We start from the raw sequence: 23,805 nt of genomic DNA, 5'->3' as shown, positions 1-23,805 counted from the left end.
ATCTAGGAGGTAATACATATGGCAAAAGAAATCTTGTTTAATGAAGAAGCTCGTCGCGCTTTAGGTCGTGGCGTTGATCAATTGGCAAACGCTGTAAAAGTTACATTAGGACCAAAAGGTCGTAATGTTGTATTGGATAAAAAATTCGGTTCCCCAACAATCACAAATGATGGTGTAACTATTGCTCGTGATATCGAACTTCCAGATCCATTTGAAAACATGGGCGCTCAATTAGTTAAAGAAGTTGCTACTAAAACTAATGACGTAGCAGGTGATGGTACTACTACTGCAACAGTATTGGCACAAGCTATGATCCAAGAAGGTATGCGCAACGTAGCAGCTGGTGCTAACCCAATGATCTTGAAAAAAGGTATTGAAACAGCAGTTAAAACTTTGGTTGAAGAAATTAAAAAACGTTCCATTAAAGTTTCTGGTAAAGCTGAAATCGCTCAAGTTGCAAGTGTATCCGCAGCGGACGAAGAAATCGGTGGCTTAATTGCTGAAGCTATGGAAAAAGTAGGTAACGACGGCGTTATCACTGTAGAAGAATCCAAAGGCTTGCAAACTGCATTAAACGTAGTAGAAGGTATGCAATTTGACCGTGGTTACATTTCTCCATACATGGTAACTGATCCTGACCGTATGGAAGCTGTAATGGATAATCCATACATCTTGATTACTGACCGTAAAATCAGTGCTATCGCTGATATGTTGCCAACACTTGAAAAAGTGGTAAAAGTAGGTAAAGAACTTCTTATCATCGCTGAAGATGTAGAAGGTGAAGCATTGGCTACATTGGTAGTAAACCGCTTGCGTGGTACTTTTAAAGCCGTAGCAGTAAAAGCTCCTGGCTTCGGTGACCGTCGTAAAGCTATGCTTGAAGATATCGCTATTTTGACTGGTGGTACTGTAATTACTGAAGATATGGGCCGTAAACTTGATTCTGTAGAACTTACTGATCTTGGTACAGCTCGTCAAGTTCGCATCACTAAAGATGAAACTACAATCATCGATGGTGTAGGCGATAAAGACGTAATCGCTAAACGTGTAAGCCAAATCCGTGCACAAGTAGAAGAAACAACTTCCGAATTCGACCGTGAAAAATTACAAGAACGTCTTGCAAAATTATCCGGTGGTGTTGCAGTTATCGAAGTAGGTGCTGCTACAGAAGTTGAAATGAAAGATAAAAAACTTCGTATCGAAGACGCATTGAACGCAACTCGTGCAGCTGTTGAAGAAGGTATCGTAGCTGGTGGTGGTACTACATTCATCGATATCATCCCTGCATTGAACACATTGGAAGAAACTGGTGACGTTCAAACTGGTATTAACCTTGTTAAACGTGCAGTAGAAGAACCTCTTCGTCAAATCGCTTACAATGCTGGTCTTGAAGGTTCCGTTGTAGTAGAAAAAGTTAAAAATACAGAAGCTGGTGTTGGTTTCAACGCTTTGACTGAAGAATATATCGACATGGTTAAAGCTGGTATCGTAGACCCTGCTAAAGTAACACGTTCTGCACTTCAAAATGCTGCATCCATTGCATCTCTTGTATTGACTACTGAAACAATCGTAGCTGATAAAGTAGAAGAAAATGCTGCAGCTCCTGCAATGCCTCCAATGGGTGGCATGGGCGGTATGATGTAATCAACTGCTTAGCGCATAATCTATAAGATTTAGAATAATCCTAATGAATTAGGAACTATATGTTCACTTTTTCATTAGGATTATTTTTATATATCTGAAAATTAAATGGTTTTTTGTATTACTAGGTACAGAATATTTCTTGACTTTTTAGGTATTAAATTAGAAGATTATATGTGGCTTATCAAATCGATAAAATTGATTTTGTATACCACATATGTTATAATTCTATAGAATTTAATATTGAGTCTAGTTTGACATGGTACTTTTTCTCCTCTATAATAACGATATCGAATTATTTCGATTTTTATTTTGATTTGAAAGAAGGATTACTATGTTAAGCTTTATTTTTAAAAGTAAACCTAATTATGTTAATTTTGGCCTCTTAATTTACCGTTTGGCACTTGGTATTTCCATGTTTTATCATGGATATTTAAAGTACTTGAGCGGTGCTGAAGGCCTTTATAAAGTTGGAGCTATGTTGGCACCATTAGGTGTACCTGGTGGTTATGAAATTTTAGGTACTATGGCATCTTGTGCTGAGATGATTGGTGGTATCCTTATTGTTTTAGGTCTATTCACTAGAATTGGATCTCTTATGCTCATCGGTACATTAGCTATGGCAACAACATTGAGTATTAACGGTAGTTTCTTTAGTTGGGATTACCCATCTCAAATGGGCTTTGGTGCTCTTATGTTGTTCTTCGCTGGCGCAGGTCGCTATAGCCTTGATAAAGCTTTATTTAAATAATAATTAGGATAATAGACTCATCGTTTGATGGGTCTTTTATTTGTATAGCGAGGTTATTATGAACACAAAAACAGTTCCGTTTACAGCTGAACAATTGGAAAATATTATTGCCCAATACCCAACACCATTCCATATTTATGATGAAGAAGGTATCATTGAAAATATGAAAGCATTCATTAATGCATTTTCTTGGAATAAAGGGTTCAAACAATATTTTGCTGTAAAAGCAACTCCTAATCCATATATTATGCGTGTATTACAAAAGCTTGGTGTAGGTGCCGATTGTTCTTCCTTAGCAGAGTTAATGCTATGTGAAAAAGTGGGCATTACAGGTCATGATATTATGTTCACATCTAATGACACACCATATGTGGAATATAAAAAAGCACTTGAATTAGGTGCTATCATCAATCTTGATGATATTACTCATATTGAATATTTGGAAAAAAATCATGGTTCTTTGCCTGATACATTCTGCGTACGTTATAACCCAGGCTCCTTAAAAGAAGGAGGCAATACAATTATCGGCCTTCCTGAAGAAGCTAAATATGGTATGACACGTGAACAGATTCTTGAAGCTTATAAACAATTGCAAGCTAAAGGTGTAAAACACTTTGGTATCCATACAATGGTTGTATCTAACGAGCTTGATATTGATGGCTTAGTTGGCACTGCTGAACTTTGCTTCAATCTAGCAGTAGATATTAAAAATGAACTAGGCATCAATGTTGAGTTTATTGATCTTGGTGGTGGCGTAGGTGTTGCTTATAAACCAGAACAAACACCAGTAGATTTCAATGCACTTAGTAAAGGTGTAGAAGAGGCCTATAATAGAATTCTAGTAGCTAATGGCCTTGGTGATGTAGCATTGGCTTATGAATGTGGCCGTATGGTTACAGGTCCATTTGGTTACTTAGTTTCTACAGCAATTCACAAAAAGGATATTTATCGTCACTACATCGGTTTAGATTCCTGTATGGCAAACCTTATGCGTCCAGCATTATATGGTTCTTACCACCATATTACTGTAATGGGTAAAGAAAATGCACCTAAGGATCACGTGTACGATGTAACTGGTTCTTTATGTGAAAACAATGATAAATTTGCTATTCAACGTGAGTTGCCAAAAATCGATATTGGTGATCGTATCATCATTCATGATGCTGGTGCGCATGGTCACTCCATGGGATTCAACTATAATGGTAAATTGCGCTCTGCTGAGTTGTTATTACATAAAGACGGTTCTGTTACACAAATTCGTCGTGCTGAAACATATGATGATTTGTTTGGCACCCTCGATTTCTCTAACCTATAATTTAATATTGAGAATCGAATAGGATGAGAATGAATATTAATAAAAACCTATCAATATATGTAATATATGATATTCTTTTAATTCCTGTATATTTTAGTAGGAATATCTTGCTATCATTTAGATAAGAATGTATAATGATTATAGATTGTTATGCACATACTTGCTAAGTTGGCGAGAATTACGGCGGTATTCACGTTAGTGCGTACCGCCTTTTTATATGTGTCAATATATACGTTTTACATATAATGCTTGTATGTTTTTTATTAATACATACATTATGAGAAGGAGTGAACATTTTGGCTGAATTACTTCAGATAAAAGATTTAAAGGTATCCGTTGAAGGTAAACAAATCTTAAAAGGTATCAACTTAACAATTAATAAAGGTGAAATCCATGTTGTAATGGGGACAAATGGTGCAGGTAAATCTACACTTGCCAATGCTATTATGGGTAACACTACATATACTGTAGATAGCGGATCTATTGTTTTTGATGGTAAAGATATTACGGAAGATGCAGTAAATGATCGTGCGAAAGCAGGTATCTTTATGTCCTTCCAAAATCCAATTTCTATTCCTGGCATTACAGTAGAAAACTTCATCCGTACTGCAAAATCTACAATTACTGGTGAAAATGTACGTGCTTTATCTTTCAAAAAAGAATTGAAAGAAAAAATGGATGAATTATCCTTCGATGTATCTTATGCACAACGTTATGTAAATGAAGGCTTCTCCGGTGGTGAACGCAAGAAAAATGAAATTCTTCAAATGTCCATTTTAAATCCTAAATTGGCTATTCTTGATGAAACAGACTCCGGCCTTGACGTAGATGCGGTTCGTATCGTATCTGAAGGTGTACAACGTTTCCACAACGAAGAAAATGCTGTATTGATCATCACTCACCATAACCAAATCTTGCAAAAATTAAAACCTGATTTCGTTCATGTATTGATCAATGGTAAGATCGTTAAAACTGGTGATGCTTCTCTTGTACGTGAAATCGAAGAAAAAGGTTACGACGCATACAAAGCATTAGCATAGGAGGCACAATGGAAGAAAGAAAGAAAACCCAAGTCGCGGATATGGACCGTGGTGTCTACGATATTAAGAATGACTTTGAATATTCTTATATTTCTGATGCTGGTTTAACAGAAGATATTATCCGTGAAATTTGGTCTAATAAAAATGAACCTGAATGGATGCTTGACTTCCGTTTGAAATCTTTAGAAATCTACAATCGCATGGGTATTCCAAATTGGATTCCTGATATTTCTGGCTTAGATATGGCAAATATCCATACTTATGTTAAGCCAAAAGTAGATATGAAAGAAAACTGGGACGAAGTTCCAGAAGAAATTAAAAGTACTTTTGACCGCTTAGGTATTCCAGAAGCGGAAAAAACATCTCTTGCAGGTGTTGGTGCTCAATATGACTCTGAAGTTGTATACCACAGTATCCAAGAAGATCTTGTTAAACAAGGCGTTATCTATACTGATATCGAAACTGCGCTTCATGAGCATGAAGAAATCGTAAAAAAATACTGGATGACATTGATTCCACCTACAGATCATAAATGGGCTGCTCTTCATGGTGCCGTTTGGTCTGGTGGTTCCTTCGTATATGTTCCAGCAGGTGTACAAGTAGAGATTCCATTGCAATCCTATTTCCGCTTGAATGCACCAGGTGCTGGTCAGTTTGAGCATACTATGATCATCGTGGAAGAAGGGGCCAAATTGCACTTCATCGAAGGTTGTTCTGCTCCTAAATACGACGTATCTAACCTTCATGCCGGTGCCGTTGAATTGTTTGTAAAGGATAATGCTACTTTGCGTTATTCTACAATTGAAAACTGGTCCAAAAACATGTACAACCTTAACACAAAACGTTGTGTAGTTGGTAAAGGTGGTACTATTGAGTGGGTATCTGGTTCCTTCGGTTCCAAAGTATCTTGCTTGTATCCAATGAGTATCCTTAACGGTGAAGGTGCACATGCTGAATTCACAGGTGTAACATTTGCTGGCGAAGGACAATTCCTTGATACTGGTTGTAAGGTAGTTCATAATGCTCCTTACACAACTAGTAATGTAAACTCTAAATCTATTTCCAAATCCGGTGGTGCTGCTATTTACCGTGGCCTTTTGAAAATTGGCCCTAAAGCAGAACATTCCAAAGCGACTGTATCTTGTGAATCCTTGATGCTTGATGCAGAGTCTCAATCTGATACAATTCCAGCTATTATCGTAGAAAACGATAATGTGGATTTAGGTCATGAAGCTAAAATCGGTCGTATTTCCGACGAAGCGATTTTCTATCTCATGACACGTGGTATTAGTGAAGAAGAAGCTCGTGCAATGCTCGTTCGTGGTTTCGTTGAGCCAATCTCCAAAGAATTACCACTTGAGTATGCTGTAGAAATGAACAATCTAATCAATCTTGAATTAGAAGGTTCTATCGGTTAAGGAGGAATTATGAGCGAATTACTATTTAATGAACTCCCTAGACCGACATTCAGATGGTTACGTGTTAACCATACTGTAAGCTCTCTAGCTGGAGAAGATACATCTGTACAATCCATCGCTGTAGAAGCGAATCAAAATATACTTTCACCATTGCCTACAGGAACAGCACTGTTAAATGCTACATATGAAGGTGCTAATAAGGATGCTGTTCAAGCATTGGTGGATAATGCAGAAGGTTATGCTATCAATGTTCCTGCTAAGGCAAAGGAAGTTGTAGGCATCCGCATTGATGCTAATGCACGTGTAGCTAACCGTTTCCAATTCATCGTTGGTGAAGGGGCAGAACTAGAGGTACAATTCTATGTAACTGGCGCTGGTGAAGCTTTAACAAATGTTAGCTATCTAAATGAATACGATGTAAAAGAAGGCGGTAAAGTTGTAGTGAAAAAGGTAAATCTTTTACCTGAACATGTACAACATATCGAACATCGTTATACAAAATTGGAAGATAAAGCAGATGTAGAATACATTAACATTGAACTTGGTGGTAGCGAAAATATTTTGAACTACTATCATGATTTAGTAGGTCAAGAATCTCGTATGGTTCATGATATTGCTTATCTTGGTAACGAAGAACAAAAATTTGATATCTCCATGATTATGAGTCATGGTGGTAAAAAATCCTTCAGTGATATTCATACATTAGGTGCTCTTAGTGGCAATTCTAAAAAATCTTTCCGTGGTACTCTTGATTTCCTTCATGGTGCAACAGCTTCTGAAGGTGCGGAAGAAGATACTTGCTTATTGTTAGATCCAACTGTAAAATCTGTTTCTTTACCTCTATTATTGTGTAAAGAAGATAATGTAGTGGGTAATCATGCAGCGAGTGCAGGCCAAATTGATCATAATAAATTGTTCTATATCATGAGCCGTGGCTTTAGTGAAGTAGAAGCAAAACATATCATTGTAGAATCTATGATTCGACCTATTATTGATCGCATTGGTGATGAAACGATTGAAGAAGCAGCATTAGCAGCTGTACGTAATAAAATTTAAAGAGGCGTTTTTATGAGACCAATTGCAGAAGCATACAAAGACTTTCCTATACTACATAAAGAGCATAATGGGCACCGTGTTATCTATTTAGATAGCGGTGCTACTGCACAAATTCCACAATCCGTAATTGATCGTGTTGTGGAACATATGACACAACGTAATGGTAATCCACATCGTGGCTCTCATATTTTAGCTATTGAAGCATCTGAAGACTATGAAAATGCACGTGATCGCGTAGTTGAATTTATCAATGCTCGTGAGCGTGAAGAAGTTGTATTTACACGTAATAGTACAGAATCTATGAACTTGATTGCTCATAGCTATGGTCTTCATAATGTGAAGAAAGGTGACAAGATTGTCATTACTGTTGCGGAACATCATGCGAATCTTGTAACATGGCAATATGTAGCAGAACAAACAGGGGCAACCTTAGAATATATGTACCTTGATGAACATGGGCACTTAAAAGATGGTGAAATCGATAAAATTGATGATAACACTAAAATTGTTGCCTTTGCTCATGTTAGTAACGTGCTTGGTATGGAATTCCCTGTAAAAGAATTAACTGAAAAAGCGCATTCCGTAGGTGCTGTAGTAATTCTCGATGGTGCTCAATCTACACCTCATAAAAAAATTGATGTTCAAGAATTAGACTGCGATTTCTTCGTATTCTCTGGTCATAAAATGTGTGCATCTCAAGGTATTGGTGTACTTTATGGTAAACGTGAGTTATTAGAAGCTATGCCACCTTTCCTATTGGGTGGGGATATGATTGAATATGTAAAAGAACAAACTGCTACATTCAATGAGCTTCCATATAAGTTTGAAGCAGGTACACCAAATGCTGACGGTGCCGTTTCCTTACATGCGGCAATTGATTATTTAGAATCCTTTGGCATGGATGCTATTGAAGCTTATGAAGAGGAACTAGTAGCATATATTCTTCCTAAAATTGTTGCATTGCCACATGTTCATGTGATTGGCTCCCAAAATCCTAAGGAAAAACATGGTGTAATCGCGTTCACTGTAGATGATGTACATCCTCATGACGTTGCTACAATTTTAGATTCTAAAGGCATTTGTGTTCGTTCTGGACACCATTGTGCACAACCATTAGGTGCATTCTACAATGTATCTGCATCTACTCGTCTAAGCATGTACTTATATACTCGTAAGGAAGATTTAGATGCATTCTTAGAAGTATTGAAGACAGTTCGTTCAGTAATGGGTTTTAAAGATTAGGAGATTTACCATCAATGGAAATGGATCAATTATATACAGAACTTATTTTGGAACATAACCAAGATAAGCGTAATAAACATGAGTTAGCTCATTTTACAAATTCTGAACATGGCCATAACCCTAGTTGTGGTGATGATCTAACATTACAACTCAACGTAGAAGATGGCATTATCAAAGATGCTGCTTACACCGGTTCTGGTTGTGCTATCAGTCAAGCGTCTGCATCTATGATGATTGATATTATTAAGGGAAAATCTGTTGAAGAAGCTCTTCGTTTGGTAGAAATTTTCTTAGGTATGATTAAAAAAGAAATTACTGATGAAAATGAGTTAGAAGAATTAGAAGATGCTATGGCATTGCAAAATATTTCTAACATGCCAGCACGTGTTAAGTGTGCGGTTCTTGCATGGCATACATTAAAAGAGGCTTTAAAGAAATAATATGAAGAAAACAATATTATTTGATTTAGATGGAACTTTAACAGATTCTCAAGAAGGTATTCTTAAAAGTATTAAATTTGCATTGGAACATTTTGGCTATGATGTTCCTGATGAAGAAACATTGCAATTATTTTTAGGACCACCATTGGTAGATGCTTTTCAAGAGCATTGTGGCATGACCTTTGAACAAGCGGAAGAAACGTACTTTAAATTCCGCGAACGATATGGTACAATCGGTAAATTTGAAAATCAAGTGTATCCGAATATTGTAGACTTGTTGGCTAAATGCAAAACAGAACAATATACTATTGCCGTTGCTACAGCAAAGCCTGAGCATTATGCTAAGGATATTTTAGATCACTTTGAATTAACACCTTACTTTGATGTAATTGTAGGTGCTAATTATGAAAGTGGTTTATTGCATAAGAAAGAGATTCTTGAAAAAGCTCTTAAACTTTGTGGCAATCCTTTAACTGATGAAAATGGTCGTCGTTTGGCCTTTATGGTAGGCGATCGTAAGTATGATGTAGAGGCAGCCAACGAACTTGGTTGTATTTCTATCGGTGTTACTTATGGTTATGGTACAGAAGCTGAACTAAAAGAAGCCGATGCAGAGTACATCTGTGATGATGTTGATGAAATTGCTGATGTTCTCGATCTTGAAGAAATGATGGTTCGTAGATAAGCTATTATAAATAAAATATTAACCTTAAAAAGGCTAGAGGGATTTCCTCTAGCCTTTTTGTATCTATCTAATAAAAGGACTAACCAATAAGGTTAGTCCTTTGTACTATTTTTTTAGGCCGCTTTTTTTAGCTAATGTTTTGATAACCTTAGCACTTTGTTTTTTCAATTTGCCGCCTGTTTGTTTGAGTTGAATACGTGTACGAGAAACACGACCAAGTGTAGTAATCTTTGTTTTGCGACGTGGCTTCATATCGCGCTCGTTACCAAAGTCGCCACGTTGTACACTTGTTGCTTTTACCTTTTCTGCTCTGAAAGATTTACGCAACGCTTTCATAATTAATGTGAGCGGTAAGGATTGCTCAAAAGAATACAAATCAACAGCCACATAGCCTAGAGCAGGATACGTGTGCAATGTAAAGTGAAAGCCTGGTGCAACAGATAGGAGGGCGATCTCCTCGTCCATAACTTGACAACTGATTTCATCAACATCAAGGTCAGCTAAATCAAATGCGGTTGCTACACTTTCTTGTACAGCTGTAGCGGATGAGATTGCATCTTCATCGCAGGAATATAAATCAATTAACAGTTCTTGTCCTAATGCTTCTGCCATAACAACACCTTCTTTCATAAAAATATATCTCATTTATTATACCTATAATTTAAGATTAAGTCCAATCATAGGGGGATGTATTAAAAGGTCAAATGTATAGTATAGAAATTTGACCTTTATATTGACTAAAGTCAAAAAGTCAAATATAATAGATATATGTAAAAAGCAAATAGTCAAAATATATATTAAATAAAATGTTAAAGAGGTGTTTTTTATGAGTATGATAGCTGATAAAATAGAAAAGTTTATATTGGATCGTATGCGTGAAGAACAAGAGAAATTAATTTTAAAGCGTAACGAATTAGCTGATGAGTTAGATTGTGCACCTTCGCAAATTAGTTATGTTTTAAGTACGCGATTTTCCAATGAGCGTGGGTTTGATGTGGAATCAAGACGTGGATTAGGTGGATATATTCGAATCACAAAATTAAATCCAGAAAGTTCTGATTCTCTACCAGCTGTAACAACCTATCGTATTTATGAAGGTCAAAATACAGTAGATCGTTTAATTGATATAAAAGATGTAGACCAATCATTATTTCAATTACTACAAGCAGAAAAAATTACTCGTCGTGAGGCTCAATTGATGCATAATTCTTTTGCTACATTGATTAAAAATACGGATATTGAACATCGAAATAATGCAATTCGTGAGCTATACGCAACAATGGTGGATACACTACGGAAGGAGTGATGATCAGTGATATGTGATCATTGCCATAAAAATGAAGCTACTATCCATATGACAAATATTGTAAATAATCAGAAAACGGAACAACATCTGTGCAATACTTGTGCTACAGCACTACAACAAGAGGGAAAATTATCTCCCTATAGTTCCTTTATGAATGATATGTGGGATGATAGCTTTTTTACCAATGATTTCTTTAAAAATATGGTCTATCCTGATAATTTATTAAAATCTCATCAATCTAAACGGTGCCCTCAATGTGGTATTACCTATGATGAGTTTAATCGGGTAGGCAAGTTTGGTTGTGATACATGCTATGAAACCTTTGCTAGTGAAATAAAACCGTTATTACAACGTTTGCAAGGTAGTTCTGAATATGAAGGGTCAGTTCCTAGTCATGGTAATAATGTGTTTAAAGCTAAGTATGAAGTTAAACAATTGCGTAATCAATTAGAGATGGCAATTCAAGCAGAGAAATTTGAAGATGCAGCTATCTTAAGAGATAAAATAAAAGAATTAGAAGCCATCATTGGTGGCAATAAAGAATAGGAGGTTCTTATTATGTTAGATACTATATTAGACTCTCCTTTAAGTTCATGGCTACAACTCGATACGGACGCAACGGATCATATTGTGATTTCTAGTCGGATTCGATTAGCAAGAAACTTTGATGGTGTGCTTTTTACAAATCGAAATGATATGTCGTCATTAGAAAAAGTAAATTCTTTTTCTAGAAGTTTGCTTAAACCCCTAAAAGACGTAGATGGACATCAATATTCCAATATTAACCTAGAGCAATTAAGTGAACGTGATCGGGCTATATTAGTGGAAAAACATTTGATGAGCCCTGCTTTAGAGGAAAAACTACCGTACCGCAACTTAGTGGTTTCTGACGATGCATCAATTGTGATTATGGTAAATGAAGAAGATCATTTGCGAATTCAATCTATGGTTTCTGGATTGAGATTAGAAGTAGCTTATGAACGTGTATTAAAAATCGACAAGGCTATTGAAGCAAAATATCCATATGCCTTTGATGAACGATTTGGTTATTTAACGGCTTGTCCAACTAATGTCGGTACAGGTTTACGAGCATCTGTAATGTTACATTTACCAGCCTTGACTATATCTGGAAAAATTACACGCCTCATTCGTAGTATTATTCAGTTGGGCTACTCTGTGCGTGGATTATATGGTGAAGGTTCAGAAGCATTAGGAAATATATATCAAATTTCTAACCAACGTACCATGGGTACTAGTGAAAAAGATACAATAGAACAATTAACAAAGATTGTAGAAGGGATTATTGCAGAAGAGCGAAAATCTCGTCAGTTATTATTACATAATGATAAAGAAGGTTTAGAAGATGTGTTATGGCGCTCCTATGGAGTTCTACAGAATGCACGCCGTGTAAATGGTAAAGAGGCTTTAACAAAGCTTAGTGATATCCAGTTAGGCGTTGACTTAAATATTTTACCTCAATGGGGCAAGGATTCCTTTAATGAGCTGATTGCTATAACTAGACCTAATTTCCTTTCAAAGTATGCAGGAAATGATAATCTAACAGATATCGAGCGTGATAGCTATCGGGCAAAGGTAATCCGTCAAAAGCTTTCACATTAATAGCTATTCCAATGGTATAGCCTACCATTGTTTACATATATTTGAAGAGAAAAAATTACAATTTACATAGATAGATGAGGTGATAGTATGATGCAACGATTTACAGATGATGCACAGCGTGTTCTTTCCTTTGCTCAAGAAGCCGCATTGGAGTTGGGACATGACTATGTAGGCACTGAACATGTACTCATCGGCCTGACAAAGGTTAAAAATGGTGTTGCTGCTAAGGCCTTAGAAGAGCTTAATATTGTTACAGAAGATATTTTTGAAGCTGTAGAAGAGCAAGTGGGCCGCGGTAATAAAAAAGCAACATCTATATATATGACGCCACGTGTTAAGAATGTACTTGAGTTAGCTGTTCAAGTAGCTAATCGCATGAATCATAATTACGTTGGTACTGAGCATATTCTACTTGGTTTACTCAGCGACGGCGGTGGTGTTGCAGTTGGGATTTTACGGGCTATGAATATTCGTACCGACGATATAGTTGAAGCGATTCGTCATATTCTTGGCTCTAGTACTAATGGTGATCATAGTGGTCAAGAAGGAGCGAATAACAATGGCGACTTAGGTGAATTAACTGATTTCGGTACAGACTTAAATGAGTCTGCAAAACAAGGTAAAATTGATCCTGTTATTGGTCGCGATACTGAAATTCAACGAGTTATTCAAATACTTAGTCGTAGAACTAAAAATAATCCCGTTCTCATTGGTGAACCTGGTGTAGGTAAGACGGCCATTGCTGAAGGCTTGGCGCAACGTATCGTCAACGGGAATGTGCCAGAAATTTTGCGTAATAAACGCATTATTTCCCTTAGCATTAGCTCTATGTTAGCTGGTGCAAAATACCGTGGCGAATTTGAAGAGCGTTTAAAAAAAGCGATTGATGAAGTTCAACAACATGATGATATGATTATCTTCATTGATGAAATTCACACATTAGTTGGAGCAGGTGCCACTGAAGGCGCTATGGATGCGGCAAATATCTTGAAACCAGCTTTGGCACGTGGTGAATTCCAAGTTATTGGCGCTACGACACTTGATGAATATAAAAAGCATATTGAAAAAGATGCTGCTTTAGAGCGTCGTTTCCAACCTGTTCAAGTAGGAGAACCTAATGAAGAGGATGCTCTTGAAATCTTGAGCGGCTTAAGAGATCGTTATGAGGCCTTCCATAAGGCTAAAATTACAGATGAAGCATTAAAAGCTGCTGTTACTTTATCTAGTAGATATATTACAGATCGATTTTTGCCGGATAAAGCTATCGATGTGGTTGATGAGGCTGCATCTAAGGTTCGTATGAAGGTATTTTCGGCAGCACCAGATGTTAAAGCTTTAGAAGACAGACTCAATACGGTTAAGAAGGAAAAAGAAGCGGCTGTCACATCACAAGATTTTGAAAAGGCAGCTAAACTTCGTGATGAAGAGCAAGCTCTAGTTAAAGAAATTGATGATAAAAAAACTGTAGCTAAAGAAGAAAGTGATCAAAAATTAATAGTTACAGAGGAAGATATCGCTGCCGTTGTAGCTCAGTGGACTGGTATTCCTGTAACTAAAATCGCAGAAGAAGAATCAGAAACCTTGCTTCATTTAGAAGATGAATTACATAAACGTGTCATCGGTCAAGATGATGCTGTTACAGCTGTAGCAAAAGCTGTGCGCCGTGCAAGGGCTGGATTAAAGGATCCAAAACGTCCAATTGGTTCCTTCTTGTTCCTTGGACCAACAGGAGTTGGTAAAACTGAGCTAGCAAGAGCACTTGCATCCTCCTTGTTCGGCGATGAATCTGCTATGATTCGACTTGATATGTCTGAATATATGGAAAAACATACTGTTTCTCGTTTAGTTGGAGCACCTCCAGGATATGTAGGCTATGAAGAGGGAGGCCAATTGACTGATGCAGTTCGACGTAAACCATATAGCGTTATTTTACTTGACGAAGTAGAAAAGGCTCATGCAGATTTCTTTAATATCCTATTACAAGTTCTTGATGATGGCCGCCTTACAGATAGTCAGGGGAGAACCGTAGACTTCAGAAATACAGTTATCATCATGACTAGTAACTTAGGTGCTAAAGCATTACATAAGAACTCTACAGAATTAGGTTTCTTGGCACCGAAAAAAGCAGAATCTTATTCTAATGATTCTAAAAGAATAGATTTTAAAGAGGCTAAGAAGTCTGTTCTGGATGCAGTAAAACGTCACTTCAGACCAGAGTTTTTAAATCGCATTGATGAGATGATTGTATTCCATCCATTAACTGAAGAGGACTTAACAAAAATTGTAACAATTTTGATGAGTGATGTAATAAAACGTCTTGGAGAACGTGATTTACATTTAGAAATTACACCTGAGGCTATGAAATTGCTCGTTAAAGAAGGTTCCGATTTTACTATGGGTGCTCGGCCTTTAAAACGCGCTATTCAACGCTTAATAGAGGACCCTGTATCCGATCTTATTTTGAAAGGAGAGGCGATAGCAGGAAAAACTATTAAAGCTAATGTAAAGGATAATGATATTGTTGTAACGATTTAATATAAATACAAAAATAAATAGTTAATGACTACCTTTCATATAAATTATATGGCTTAAATGGTATACTATAGAATAATGATAGTAACCATGTAGTAAAATTATGCATAAAAGGTCATGAATGGTTATCATTCATGGCCTTTTTTATCTTTTATAAAAGTTTTGAGGTATTATGGCAAAAGCAAAATCAGTATTCTTCTGTCAAAATTGTGGAGCGGAGTCTTCTAAGTGGATGGGGCGTTGTCCACAATGTGGTGAATGGAATACATTAGTTGAAGAGATTATTAAAGAAACTAAACATAGCCGCACACCTTCACGAGGTGTGGGAAGTCAAACAACAAAACCAACAGCTTTACCAGATATTGAAATTTCATCTATCGCTCGTGTCTCTACAACCTTTGGTGAAATCGACCGCGTATTAGGTGGTGGGATTGTTCCTGGGGCCCTTATGCTCTTAGGTGGTGATCCTGGTATAGGCAAGTCTACACTACTTCTTCAAGTATCTCAAAAGGTGGCCGATACGGTAGGTACTGTACTATATGCATCTGGAGAAGAGTCTCAGTTACAGCTTAAGCTTCGGGCAGAACGACTTCATATCAATAGTGAGCGATTACAAGTTATTGCTGATACAGATTTAGATCATATCTTAGAGCAAGCTGATGCAATGACGCCTTCTTTGTTAGTTATCGACTCTATTCAAACCATGTATACCGGAGATATCGATGCTGCTCCAGGTAGTGTTAGCCAAGTGCGAGAATGTACATCGCGCCTCCTTCGCTTCTGTAAAGAACGAAATATTCCAACGGTAATCATTGGACATGTTACTAAGGAAGGCAATATTGCGGGTCCTCGTATGTTAGAACATATGGTGGATGTAGTGCTTTACTTTGAAGGCGAACGGTCTTACCAATTCCGTATTTTGCGTTCAATTAAGAATCGTTTTGGATCTACATCTGAAACAGGTATTTTTGCCATGGTTGAGGAAGGGTTACAAGAGTTATCTAACCCATCAGCTTCCTTATTGGCAGAACGATCTGATGAGGAAAGTGGCAGCGCCGTTATGATTTATCTTGAAGGGGTTCGTCCTATCCTTGTAGAGGTACAAAGCCTTGTTGTTACGACTGCTTTTGGTATGCCTAGAAGAACTGCAATCGGTTATGACCTTAATCGTTTAATTGTACTTTTGGCAGTATTAGAAAAACGTTGTGGTTTTACGTTAGGTAATAAGGACGTGTACGTTAACGTTATTGGTGGTCTCAAGGTAAATGAACCAGCTTGTGACTTGTCTATGGCCGTTGCTATCGTATCTAATTTAAAAAATCGCATTGTTCCTACAGATATGGTCATTTTAGGTGAAGTAGGGCTCACTGGTAATGTTCGTAGCATTCCACGTATTGAACAGCGTATCAATGAAGCTAAGAAATTAGGCTTTAAAAAGTTTATTATCCCTGAAGGCAATTATAAACAAATCAAGGATAATGATAGTTCTATCAAGATTAGAGGCGTTAAATCTATTCAAGAGGCAATGCAGTTGGTATTTTCTTAATTAGGAGGTGATTTGATGATTTATCGGATATTGCGCTATGTAATAGCCATTCTTGTGGGCACAGCAGCCTATGTAGGAATGGATAGCTTAGCACCTATTATTGACCCATATTTGGTCTCTCAATTTGAGTCTTTTGGGGATATGTCATTGACCATTGCACGTATTTCAGTATTAATTTTTGGTACTTTATTAGGCGTTATTATTGGGTATTTAATTTCTTCATTTATTTTAAAGCAAGGCTTAGTCATTGCTAAACGTTTAGAACGCATTCTTACTCATATTCCAAATCAAGAATTGATTGCAGGCACCATCGGTTTATTATTCGGTCTTATTATTGCAAATTTAATTGGTGTTGCATTTCATCAAGTACCTATTATAGGACCTTATATTCCTATTATATTGAGTGCTATCTTTGGATATAGTGGCCTTAAAATTATGGCTCGTAAAGGCCCTGAAATATACTATAACTACGTACAACAATGGGGTGGAGAAGGCACTAAAAAAACAAGTCGTTTTAAAATGTTCTCTACTCATAAATCTGATAAAACTACGAGCACACCAAAACTACTAGATACATCTGTTATTATTGATGGACGTATTAAGGAACTATGTAATACAGGATTTATTGAAGGACCTCTAATGGTTCCCCTTTTTGTATTGAATGAGTTACAAATTATTTCTGACTCTGCTGATGCTACAAAACGAAATCGCGGTCGTCGTGGCCTCGATATTTTGAAAGAGATGCAAGATGCTAAAAAGGTAGCCATTGAAGTGGTAGAAGATGATTATGATGATCTTACAGAAGTAGATTCTAAATTAATGCGTCTTGCTTTGGATAAGCAGTGGAAGTTGATGACTAATGACTTCAACTTAAATAAGGTGGCTCGGGTACAAGGCATTGAGGTGCTTAATCTGAATGAACTCGCCAATGTACTGAAACCAGCCCTCATTGCAGGCGAATGGATTCGCGTACAAATTATGAAAGAAGGTAAGGAAGTACACCAAGGTGTTGCTTATCTCGATGATGGTACCATGATTGTTGTTGAAGATGGTAAACCTTATGTGGGTCAAACTGTAGAGGTAATGGTTACATCCATATTACAAACTAGTGCTGGTCGCATGATCTTTGCTCGTGTAGATGGAGGACAAAATGGACAAGGTAATTAGTTGTATTGTTCTCGCCGCAGGTGCAGGGCGTCGCATGGGGTACAAAGAGAATAAGATATTTATCCCTTTGGGTCGATTCTCTATCATTCAGCGTACATTGCAAAATGTAGCAAATGTTGATGGCTTGAAAGAGATTATTCTTGTTGTAGCCGATGGTGAACAAGAATATATGACAAAACATATTCAAGCGTTAGATTTAACTGTTCCAGTTCAGATAGTACTTGGTGGAAAAGAGCGTCAAGACTCTGTAGCATGTGGCTTACAGGCTGTATCGGAGGATACCAATATTGTCCTTGTTCATGATGGAGCGCGACCATTAGCTTCTACAGAACTGTTTAATAATGTTGCTGACTCGGCTAATACCTATGGTGCGGCTACTGTAGGTGTTCCAGCTACGGATACCATTAAACGAATTGATACGGACCATAATGTTCTAGAAACATTACAGCGCAGTGAGCTATACCAAATTCAAACGCCACAAGGCTTTCAAAAAGAATTATTTGTGGAGGCTCACCAAACGGCATATGAAACAAAGTATCTTGGTACTGATGATGTATCACTAGTTGAGTATGTAGGTAAGCCTGTACATATAGTTGAAGGTGACTATTGTAATATAAAGGTAACAACACCAAATGATATTGCAGTAGCTAAGCGATATTTAGGAATTGAGGATACACGTATGCGCGTTGGATTTGGTTATGATATTCATCAATTAAAAGCAGGTCGCCCATGTATTCTTGGCGGTGTTCATATCGAATCTGAACTCGGCCCTGATGGTCATTCCGATGCGGATGTTCTCATTCACGCATTGATGGATGCTATGTTAGGTGCGGCAGGTTTGCGCGATATTGGATATTATTTCCCGCCTGAAGATGACCAGTACAAAGGGATTTCTAGCATGCTTTTACTAGAAAAGGTTAATTCCTTATTGAAAGAACGTGGGTTACAAGCCTATAATATAGATATTATGGTTATTTCAGAGACACCTAAGTTAAAACCACACATCGACACGATGAAGGCTAACTTACAATCTGTTTTAGAAATACCATTAGAACGTATTAGTATTAAAGCGACAACAAATGAAATGCTTGGTGCTATCGGGCGCCGTGAAGGCATTGCTGCACAAGCTGTCGTTTCTGTATATGAAGGAGAGGTATAATCATGAGTTCCATGAAAGTTCGTTTTGCTCCAAGCCCTACGGGTCCATTCCATATTGGTGGTGCTCGTTCTGCTTTGTTTAACTGGCTATTAGCACGTAAGGAAAAAGGCACATTTGTATTGCGTATTGAAGATACAGATTTGGCTCGTTCCACACGTGAAAGTGAAGAAAATATCAAAGCCTCCTTACAATGGCTTGGCATGAACTGGGATGAAGGTATTGATGTAGGTGGCGACAATGGCCCTTACCGTCAAACAGAACGTCTCGATTTATATAAAGAAGTGACACAACGCTTATTAGACGAAGGCAAAGCTTATGAGTGCTACTGTACACCAGAAGAATTAGATGCTGTTCGTCAAGAACAAATGGATCGTGGCGAAACACCTAAATATAATGGTCATTGCCAACACTTAGACGAAGAAACTAAGGCTAAATATATTGCAGAAGGTCGTAAACCAACAATTCGCTTACGCGTTCCTTTGAATAAAACATATGCATTCGATGATATGGTACGTGGTCATGTATCCTTTGAGTCCAACGGTGTAGGTGACTTCGTTATCGTTAAATCCGACGGTATTCCTGTATATAACTTTGCCGTAGTAATGGACGATCATATGATGGGCATTACTCACGTTATTCGTGCAGAGGAACATTTATCTAATACACCACGTCAAATGGCTATTTATGAAGCGTTAGGTTGGGAAGTACCTAAGTTTGGCCACATCTCCTTGATTCTTGGTAAAGATTACAAGAAAATGTCCAAACGTCATGGTGCTACCTCTGTTGAACAATACAAACAATTAGGCTACTTGCCAGAAGCACTTGTAAACTTCTTAGCGCTTCTAGGTTGGGCTCCAGAAGGGGAAGAAGAGTTCTTTACACAAGATGAATTGATTCAAGCCTTCTCCATGGATCGCGTAGCTAAGAACCCTGCCGTATTCGACATTGATAAATTGAACCATATCAACTTCCACTACATGAAAAACTTGAGCGATGAAGAGTTATTCCATCTTTGCTTACCTCATTTGAAAGAGGTTGGTTTGGCTCCAGATAGCTTAAATCAAGCGGATATTGATTGGTTGACATTGTTATGCTCTACATTCCGCGATCATATTAGCTATGGCGCGCAAATTAAGGATCATGTAGGCATGTTCATGGGCGAAACAGTATTCCTTGAAGAAGGTCACGAAGAGGAATTGCGTGCTGTATTGAATGAAGAAACAGCACCAACAGTTCTTGGTGCATTCCGTAAAGCATTGGCAGAACTTGATGAAATTACACCTGACGTTGTAAAAGCAACGATTAAAGCTGTTATGAAAGAAACTGCTTTGAAGGGTAAATTCGTATTCATGCCAATCCGTGTGGCTTTAACAGGTCAAATGCATGGTCCAGATTTGAATAATATTGTTACATTGCTTGGCAAAGAAAAATGCTTACATCGTTTAGATAATGTCAGTGCTTTAACAAAATAGTAACATAAGTTAATTTAAAAGCTCTCATAGCTATGGTTATGGGAGCTTTTTTATGTATATTGAGATTATTCAATAGAAATGCTATAATAATCGGCGTCTTTTATTTTTATTTATTATGAAAGTGAGTGCTTTTATGAGTATTATTCGTTCTCTTAACCACTTATTCAATAGTTATCTTTCATGGATAGTGCTATTGATGGCAGTGTTAGCGTATTTATTACCAACTGTATTTTCTTGGATGACGCCGTACATTGCGTACATGCTACAATTTGTAATGTTTGCCATGGGGTTAACATTAACAGCTCAAGTGTTCCTTGATGTATTTAAGCAACCGATGAAAGTTATCCTCGTATCTGTTATCCAATTCTTATGGATGCCATTAGCAGGTTTCTTGGTAGCCTTAATCTTCAATTTCCCACCAGAAATTGGTATCGGATTCATCTTGTTAGGGGCATGTCCTGGTGGTACTGCTTCTAATGTTATGACATTCCTTGCAAATGGTAACGTTCCGTTATCCGTATCTGCAACGACTGTTTCTACATTATTGGCTCCAGTATTAACACCTTTATTCGTTGTATTGTATGCAGGTGCCACATCTTCCATTGAAATTCAATTCATGCCGATGTTTATTTCTATCGTAAAAATCGTATTGGTACCAATCATCTTAGGTATCGTATTGAATTACTTCATTGGCTCTAAGATCGAACCTGTTAAATCTGTATGCCCTACAATTGCGGCTATTGCAGTATTGTTAATCTTGGCTGCTGTTACTGCGGTGAACCAAAAACAAATTGCTGAAACTGGTTTCATCATTTTCGTAGCGTGCTTAGTACAAAATGTGAGTGGTTATGTAGTAACGTACTTTGTATGTAAAGCGTTAAGCATCGATGTTTCTTCTCGTCGTGCAATGCAAATCGAAGTGGCAATGCAAAATTCTGCATTATCCGTATCTTTAGCACTTAAACATTTTACTCCTCAAGCGGCAGTAGCAGGTGCAGTATTCTCTATTATTCATAACTTTACAGGATCTATCTTTGCAGGTATTTGCCGCAAACATGATGATCAAGAAAAATTGGAAAATGCTTAATCGTTAATTCCTCATCCTCATCTTTCAAATTATATAGTCGAAATGTGCATGTTTAATACATTATTTGGATATATTGAAAGATGAGGATTTTCTTGTTTTCATTGACATTCTATAGGATAATTGATACAATATTTATATATCTGAATATAGATTTAATAGTAAAAGCTAAGACTGAAAGAAGTACTCTACAACTAACTTTTTAGCGAGAACCGATGGTGGGAGGGTTCAAGGATAGGTGGACGAAATGCATTCACGAGCTGACATTCCGATTATAGGTAGGTTTGTCCGGTGACGCGCCGTTATGCGATGAGTGGGTACTATATTGGTACCTAACAGAGTGGAACCGCGGACCATCGTCTCTGTATGAGATGAGGGGTCTTTTTATTTTATGAAGATGGAGGCATCGGTAACGATGAGAGAAATTACAGTTTATAATACTATGACGCGCCAAAAAGAGGTGTTCAACCCTGTAACACCAGGTGAAGCAAAGATGTACGTATGTGGTGTTACACCATATAACCATCCTCACATTGGCAATGCACGTCCATTTGTAACTTGGGACGTAATTCGTCGCTATATGAAACATGTAGGCTATAAAGTAACATATGTTCAAAACTTTACTGATGTGGATGACAAAATCATTAATACATCCAATGGTGAAGGCGTATCTTGGGATACTATTGCAAATCGTTATATCGACAGCTATTTCGAAGTAATGGATGCCCTTGGTGTACAACATGCTGACATTTATCCACGTGTTTCTACACATATCGAAGATATTATTGCTATGATCTCTACCTTGATTGAAAAAGGCTATGCCTATGAACTCGATGGTGATGTATATTATAGCGTTGATAAATTTGAACATTATGGCGAGTTATCTGGTCGTACCTTAGATGATATGGAAGCTGGTGCTCGTATCGAAGTTGATGGTCGTAAGAAAAATCCTATGGACTTTGCATTATGGAAGGCGGCAAAACCAGGCGAACCATATTGGGAAAGCCCTTGGGGTAATGGCCGTCCAGGTTGGCATATTGAATGTTCTGCAATGAGCCAAAAGTACTTGGGCACAGAATTTGACTTCCATGGTGGTGGTAGTGATTTGATTTTCCCACATCATGAAAATGAGATTGCTCAATCTGAAGGCTGCTCTGGGCAACATCCATCTGTACGTTATTGGTTACACAATGGCTTCATTACTATTAACTCTGAAAAAATGTCTAAATCCTTGAATAACTTCTTCTTGGTAAAAGATATTTTAGAACAATATAGCCCAGATGCATTACGCTACTTCTTGTTGAGCACGCATTATCGCAGTCCATTAGATTTCTCTGATGAACGTTTAGAAGAAGCAAATAAATCCTTAGAACGTTTAAGCACTGCTATTGAAAATCTATTGTACCTTGAAAAATGTGAACCAGGTCCTTGTGATGAAGCGCAACACTTATTAGAAAAAGCTAAAGAATATGAAGAAGAATTCGAAGCAGCTATGAGCGATGACTTCAATACTGCTTTAGCTACATCTAGCATGTTTGGTCTTGCAAAAGAAATCAACATCTATTACCAAGCTGTGACCGGCCGTGAAGGTGTTGTTTGCCAAGAAGCAATCACTGAAGTAAAACGTATCTTCAAGTTCATGACAGAGGTTATTGGTATTCTTGAAAAAGCATGGGAAGGCAACACAGGTGCTAACGCTGCTGAATACGAAGAATTAATGCAAGTTATATTGTCTGTACGTCAAGCGTGTCGTGAACAAAAACAATGGGCATTAGCTGATTGTATCCGCGATCGTTTGGCTGAAATCGGTATTACTATTGAGGATTCTCCTCAAGGTGCACGGTGGAAAAAACGTGAAATTTAAACAATTTCAATTCTTAAAGAATGAAGCGATAAAAAAGTTGACGGCTCTTGAACAAGAGCCGCTTCGTTTGCGTAAAAGAACTATAGAGGAATGCCTTAGTACAGATGCAGTTATGCTTGCCTATATTGGTGATGCAGTATACTCCATGTATGTCCGTGAACGAGTGGTACAAATGAATATAACGAAGGTGCAAGTATTGCACACAATTGTTACTGAGTTTATTTGTGCTAAGTCACAAGCGAAGGCATTGCTAGAAATAGAGGATACTTTTACAGAACAAGAACAAGCTATTGCACGACGTGCTAGAAATAGTAATGTAAATGTACCGAAAAGCAGTTCAGTTCAAGAATATCGTAGTAGTACCGCTTTTGAAGCAGTACTGGGATTTCTTTATGAAACGCGTCAAGATGAGCGATTACAAGATGTTATGAAGCAAGCCTTTTCAATAACTCTACGAGGTATGTAGT

21 protein-coding genes and 1 other annotated feature are annotated in these 23,805 nt (G+C 37.5%); of the genes, 20 read left to right on the top strand and 1 reads right to left on the bottom strand.

What is annotated here, in order from left to right; all coding sequences use genetic code 11:
* The first annotated feature begins 18 nt into the window (after positions 1-18).
* From groL to VCHSUH03_RS01685, 9 genes are all read left to right on the top strand, one after another.
* Positions 19-1,644 (top strand): chaperonin GroEL, encoded by a 1,626-nt coding sequence (gene groL / locus VCHSUH03_RS01725; protein ID WP_024066582.1) that lies wholly within the window; start codon positions 19-21, stop codon positions 1,642-1,644.
* Positions 1,645-1,975: 331 nt separating this feature from the next.
* Positions 1,976-2,392, top strand: coding sequence for a DoxX family protein (locus VCHSUH03_RS01720; protein ID WP_105093858.1), 417 nt, complete (start codon positions 1,976-1,978; stop codon positions 2,390-2,392).
* Positions 2,393-2,450: 58 nt separating this feature from the next.
* Positions 2,451-3,707, top strand: coding sequence for a diaminopimelate decarboxylase family protein (locus VCHSUH03_RS01715; RefSeq protein WP_060924272.1), 1,257 nt, complete (start codon positions 2,451-2,453; stop codon positions 3,705-3,707).
* 296 nt (positions 3,708-4,003) lie between these two features.
* A complete protein-coding gene (gene sufC, locus VCHSUH03_RS01710; RefSeq protein ID WP_105093857.1) occupies positions 4,004-4,747 on the top strand; it encodes a Fe-S cluster assembly ATPase SufC in 744 nt (247 codons plus the stop codon).
* A gap of 8 nt (positions 4,748-4,755) precedes the next feature.
* Positions 4,756-6,165, top strand: a complete 1,410-nt coding sequence (gene sufB, locus VCHSUH03_RS01705) for a Fe-S cluster assembly protein SufB (RefSeq protein WP_060924274.1) — start codon at positions 4,756-4,758, stop codon at positions 6,163-6,165.
* 9 nt (positions 6,166-6,174) lie between these two features.
* Positions 6,175-7,221: a SufB/SufD family protein gene (locus tag VCHSUH03_RS01700; RefSeq protein WP_105093856.1), complete on the top strand. Its 1,047-nt coding sequence runs from the start codon at positions 6,175-6,177 to the stop codon at positions 7,219-7,221.
* Positions 7,222-7,233: 12 nt separating this feature from the next.
* Complete coding sequence (locus VCHSUH03_RS01695; protein WP_105093855.1) at positions 7,234-8,463, top strand: SufS family cysteine desulfurase; 1,230 nt, start codon at positions 7,234-7,236, stop codon at positions 8,461-8,463.
* A 14-nt stretch (positions 8,464-8,477) separates the two neighbouring features.
* Positions 8,478-8,903 carry a Fe-S cluster assembly sulfur transfer protein SufU gene (sufU, locus tag VCHSUH03_RS01690; protein ID WP_024066921.1) on the top strand — a complete coding sequence of 142 codons (426 nt, stop codon included), beginning with the start codon at positions 8,478-8,480 and terminating at the stop codon, positions 8,901-8,903.
* Position 8,904: 1 nt separating this feature from the next.
* On the top strand, positions 8,905-9,588 hold the full coding sequence (locus VCHSUH03_RS01685) for an HAD hydrolase-like protein (RefSeq protein ID WP_105093854.1): 684 nt from the start codon (positions 8,905-8,907) through the stop codon (positions 9,586-9,588).
* A 105-nt stretch (positions 9,589-9,693) separates the two neighbouring features.
* On the opposite strand, the gene VCHSUH03_RS01680 is transcribed toward VCHSUH03_RS01685, so the two are convergent.
* Positions 9,694-10,200, bottom strand: a complete 507-nt coding sequence (locus VCHSUH03_RS01680) for an S-adenosylmethionine decarboxylase family protein (RefSeq protein WP_005386379.1) — start codon at positions 10,198-10,200, stop codon at positions 9,694-9,696.
* A 214-nt stretch (positions 10,201-10,414) separates the two neighbouring features.
* On the opposite strand from VCHSUH03_RS01680, the gene VCHSUH03_RS01675 reads away from it, so the two are divergent.
* The 11 genes from VCHSUH03_RS01675 to VCHSUH03_RS01625 all read left to right on the top strand — a co-directional run bounded on the left by VCHSUH03_RS01675 (position 10,415) and on the right by VCHSUH03_RS01625 (position 23,804).
* The gene (locus tag VCHSUH03_RS01675; RefSeq protein WP_105093853.1) at positions 10,415-10,894 is read left to right on the top strand and encodes a CtsR family transcriptional regulator; all 480 of its coding nucleotides are present in this window, start codon (positions 10,415-10,417) and stop codon (positions 10,892-10,894) included.
* A gap of 48 nt (positions 10,895-10,942) precedes the next feature.
* The gene (locus VCHSUH03_RS01670; protein ID WP_241567122.1) at positions 10,943-11,440 is read left to right on the top strand and encodes a UvrB/UvrC motif-containing protein; all 498 of its coding nucleotides are present in this window, start codon (positions 10,943-10,945) and stop codon (positions 11,438-11,440) included.
* Positions 11,441-11,452: 12 nt separating this feature from the next.
* Positions 11,453-12,514, top strand: a complete 1,062-nt coding sequence (locus tag VCHSUH03_RS01665) for a protein arginine kinase (RefSeq protein ID WP_105093851.1) — start codon at positions 11,453-11,455, stop codon at positions 12,512-12,514.
* A gap of 87 nt (positions 12,515-12,601) precedes the next feature.
* Complete coding sequence (locus VCHSUH03_RS01660; protein WP_105093850.1) at positions 12,602-15,049, top strand: ATP-dependent Clp protease ATP-binding subunit; 2,448 nt, start codon at positions 12,602-12,604, stop codon at positions 15,047-15,049.
* Positions 15,050-15,218: 169 nt separating this feature from the next.
* The gene (gene radA, locus VCHSUH03_RS01655) at positions 15,219-16,592 is read left to right on the top strand and encodes a DNA repair protein RadA (protein WP_105093849.1); all 1,374 of its coding nucleotides are present in this window, start codon (positions 15,219-15,221) and stop codon (positions 16,590-16,592) included.
* Between the two features lie 15 nt (positions 16,593-16,607).
* Positions 16,608-17,759 carry a PIN/TRAM domain-containing protein gene (locus tag VCHSUH03_RS01650; protein WP_105093848.1) on the top strand — a complete coding sequence of 384 codons (1,152 nt, stop codon included), beginning with the start codon at positions 16,608-16,610 and terminating at the stop codon, positions 17,757-17,759.
* Positions 17,743-18,918 carry a 2-C-methyl-D-erythritol 4-phosphate cytidylyltransferase gene (ispD, locus tag VCHSUH03_RS01645; protein ID WP_105093847.1) on the top strand — a complete coding sequence of 392 codons (1,176 nt, stop codon included), beginning with the start codon at positions 17,743-17,745 and terminating at the stop codon, positions 18,916-18,918. The genes VCHSUH03_RS01650 and ispD overlap by 17 nt, the downstream gene beginning before the upstream one ends.
* 2 nt (positions 18,919-18,920) lie before the next feature.
* Positions 18,921-20,390 carry a glutamate--tRNA ligase gene (gltX, locus tag VCHSUH03_RS01640; RefSeq protein ID WP_105093846.1) on the top strand — a complete coding sequence of 490 codons (1,470 nt, stop codon included), beginning with the start codon at positions 18,921-18,923 and terminating at the stop codon, positions 20,388-20,390.
* Between the two features lie 133 nt (positions 20,391-20,523).
* On the top strand, positions 20,524-21,477 hold the full coding sequence (locus VCHSUH03_RS01635; RefSeq protein WP_227282943.1) for a bile acid:sodium symporter family protein: 954 nt from the start codon (positions 20,524-20,526) through the stop codon (positions 21,475-21,477).
* Positions 21,478-21,635: 158 nt separating this feature from the next.
* Positions 21,636-21,841 (top strand) — a binding site (T-box leader).
* 48 nt (positions 21,842-21,889) lie between these two features.
* On the top strand, positions 21,890-23,338 hold the full coding sequence (gene cysS / locus VCHSUH03_RS01630) for a cysteine--tRNA ligase (protein WP_105093844.1): 1,449 nt from the start codon (positions 21,890-21,892) through the stop codon (positions 23,336-23,338).
* On the top strand, positions 23,328-23,804 hold the full coding sequence (locus VCHSUH03_RS01625; RefSeq protein WP_105093843.1) for a Mini-ribonuclease 3: 477 nt from the start codon (positions 23,328-23,330) through the stop codon (positions 23,802-23,804). The genes cysS and VCHSUH03_RS01625 overlap by 11 nt, the downstream gene beginning before the upstream one ends.
* The last annotated feature ends 1 nt before the right edge of the window (position 23,805 follow it).

The organism is Veillonella infantium (assembly GCF_002959895.1).
Lineage (GTDB): Bacteria > Bacillota > Negativicutes > Veillonellales > Veillonellaceae > Veillonella > Veillonella infantium.
Note: the sequence above shows the minus strand (reverse complement) of the source record. Positions and strands in the feature narration are given on the sequence as shown.

What these genes read in the sequence shown, in the direction of transcription:
- groL (WP_024066582.1), top strand. Translation starts at nt 19, where the DNA reads ATGGCAAAAGAAATCTTGTTTAATGAAGAAGCTCGTCGCGCTTTAGGT.
- VCHSUH03_RS01720 (WP_105093858.1), top strand. Translation starts at nt 1,976, where the DNA reads ATGTTAAGCTTTATTTTTAAAAGTAAACCTAATTATGTTAATTTTGGC.
- VCHSUH03_RS01715 (WP_060924272.1), top strand. Translation starts at nt 2,451, where the DNA reads ATGAACACAAAAACAGTTCCGTTTACAGCTGAACAATTGGAAAATATT.
- sufB (WP_060924274.1), top strand. Translation starts at nt 4,756, where the DNA reads ATGGAAGAAAGAAAGAAAACCCAAGTCGCGGATATGGACCGTGGTGTC.
- VCHSUH03_RS01700 (WP_105093856.1), top strand. Translation starts at nt 6,175, where the DNA reads ATGAGCGAATTACTATTTAATGAACTCCCTAGACCGACATTCAGATGG.
- VCHSUH03_RS01695 (WP_105093855.1), top strand. Translation starts at nt 7,234, where the DNA reads ATGAGACCAATTGCAGAAGCATACAAAGACTTTCCTATACTACATAAA.
- sufU (WP_024066921.1), top strand. Translation starts at nt 8,478, where the DNA reads ATGGAAATGGATCAATTATATACAGAACTTATTTTGGAACATAACCAA.
- VCHSUH03_RS01685 (WP_105093854.1), top strand. Translation starts at nt 8,905, where the DNA reads ATGAAGAAAACAATATTATTTGATTTAGATGGAACTTTAACAGATTCT.
- VCHSUH03_RS01680 (WP_005386379.1), bottom strand. Translation starts at nt 10,200, where the DNA reads ATGGCAGAAGCATTAGGACAAGAACTGTTAATTGATTTATATTCCTGC.
- VCHSUH03_RS01675 (WP_105093853.1), top strand. Translation starts at nt 10,415, where the DNA reads ATGAGTATGATAGCTGATAAAATAGAAAAGTTTATATTGGATCGTATG.
- VCHSUH03_RS01670 (WP_241567122.1), top strand. Translation starts at nt 10,943, where the DNA reads ATGACAAATATTGTAAATAATCAGAAAACGGAACAACATCTGTGCAAT.
- VCHSUH03_RS01665 (WP_105093851.1), top strand. Translation starts at nt 11,453, where the DNA reads ATGTTAGATACTATATTAGACTCTCCTTTAAGTTCATGGCTACAACTC.
- VCHSUH03_RS01660 (WP_105093850.1), top strand. Translation starts at nt 12,602, where the DNA reads ATGATGCAACGATTTACAGATGATGCACAGCGTGTTCTTTCCTTTGCT.
- radA (WP_105093849.1), top strand. Translation starts at nt 15,219, where the DNA reads ATGGCAAAAGCAAAATCAGTATTCTTCTGTCAAAATTGTGGAGCGGAG.
- VCHSUH03_RS01650 (WP_105093848.1), top strand. Translation starts at nt 16,608, where the DNA reads ATGATTTATCGGATATTGCGCTATGTAATAGCCATTCTTGTGGGCACA.
- ispD (WP_105093847.1), top strand. Translation starts at nt 17,743, where the DNA reads ATGGACAAGGTAATTAGTTGTATTGTTCTCGCCGCAGGTGCAGGGCGT.
- gltX (WP_105093846.1), top strand. Translation starts at nt 18,921, where the DNA reads ATGAGTTCCATGAAAGTTCGTTTTGCTCCAAGCCCTACGGGTCCATTC.
- VCHSUH03_RS01635 (WP_227282943.1), top strand. Translation starts at nt 20,524, where the DNA reads ATGAGTATTATTCGTTCTCTTAACCACTTATTCAATAGTTATCTTTCA.
- cysS (WP_105093844.1), top strand. Translation starts at nt 21,890, where the DNA reads ATGAGAGAAATTACAGTTTATAATACTATGACGCGCCAAAAAGAGGTG.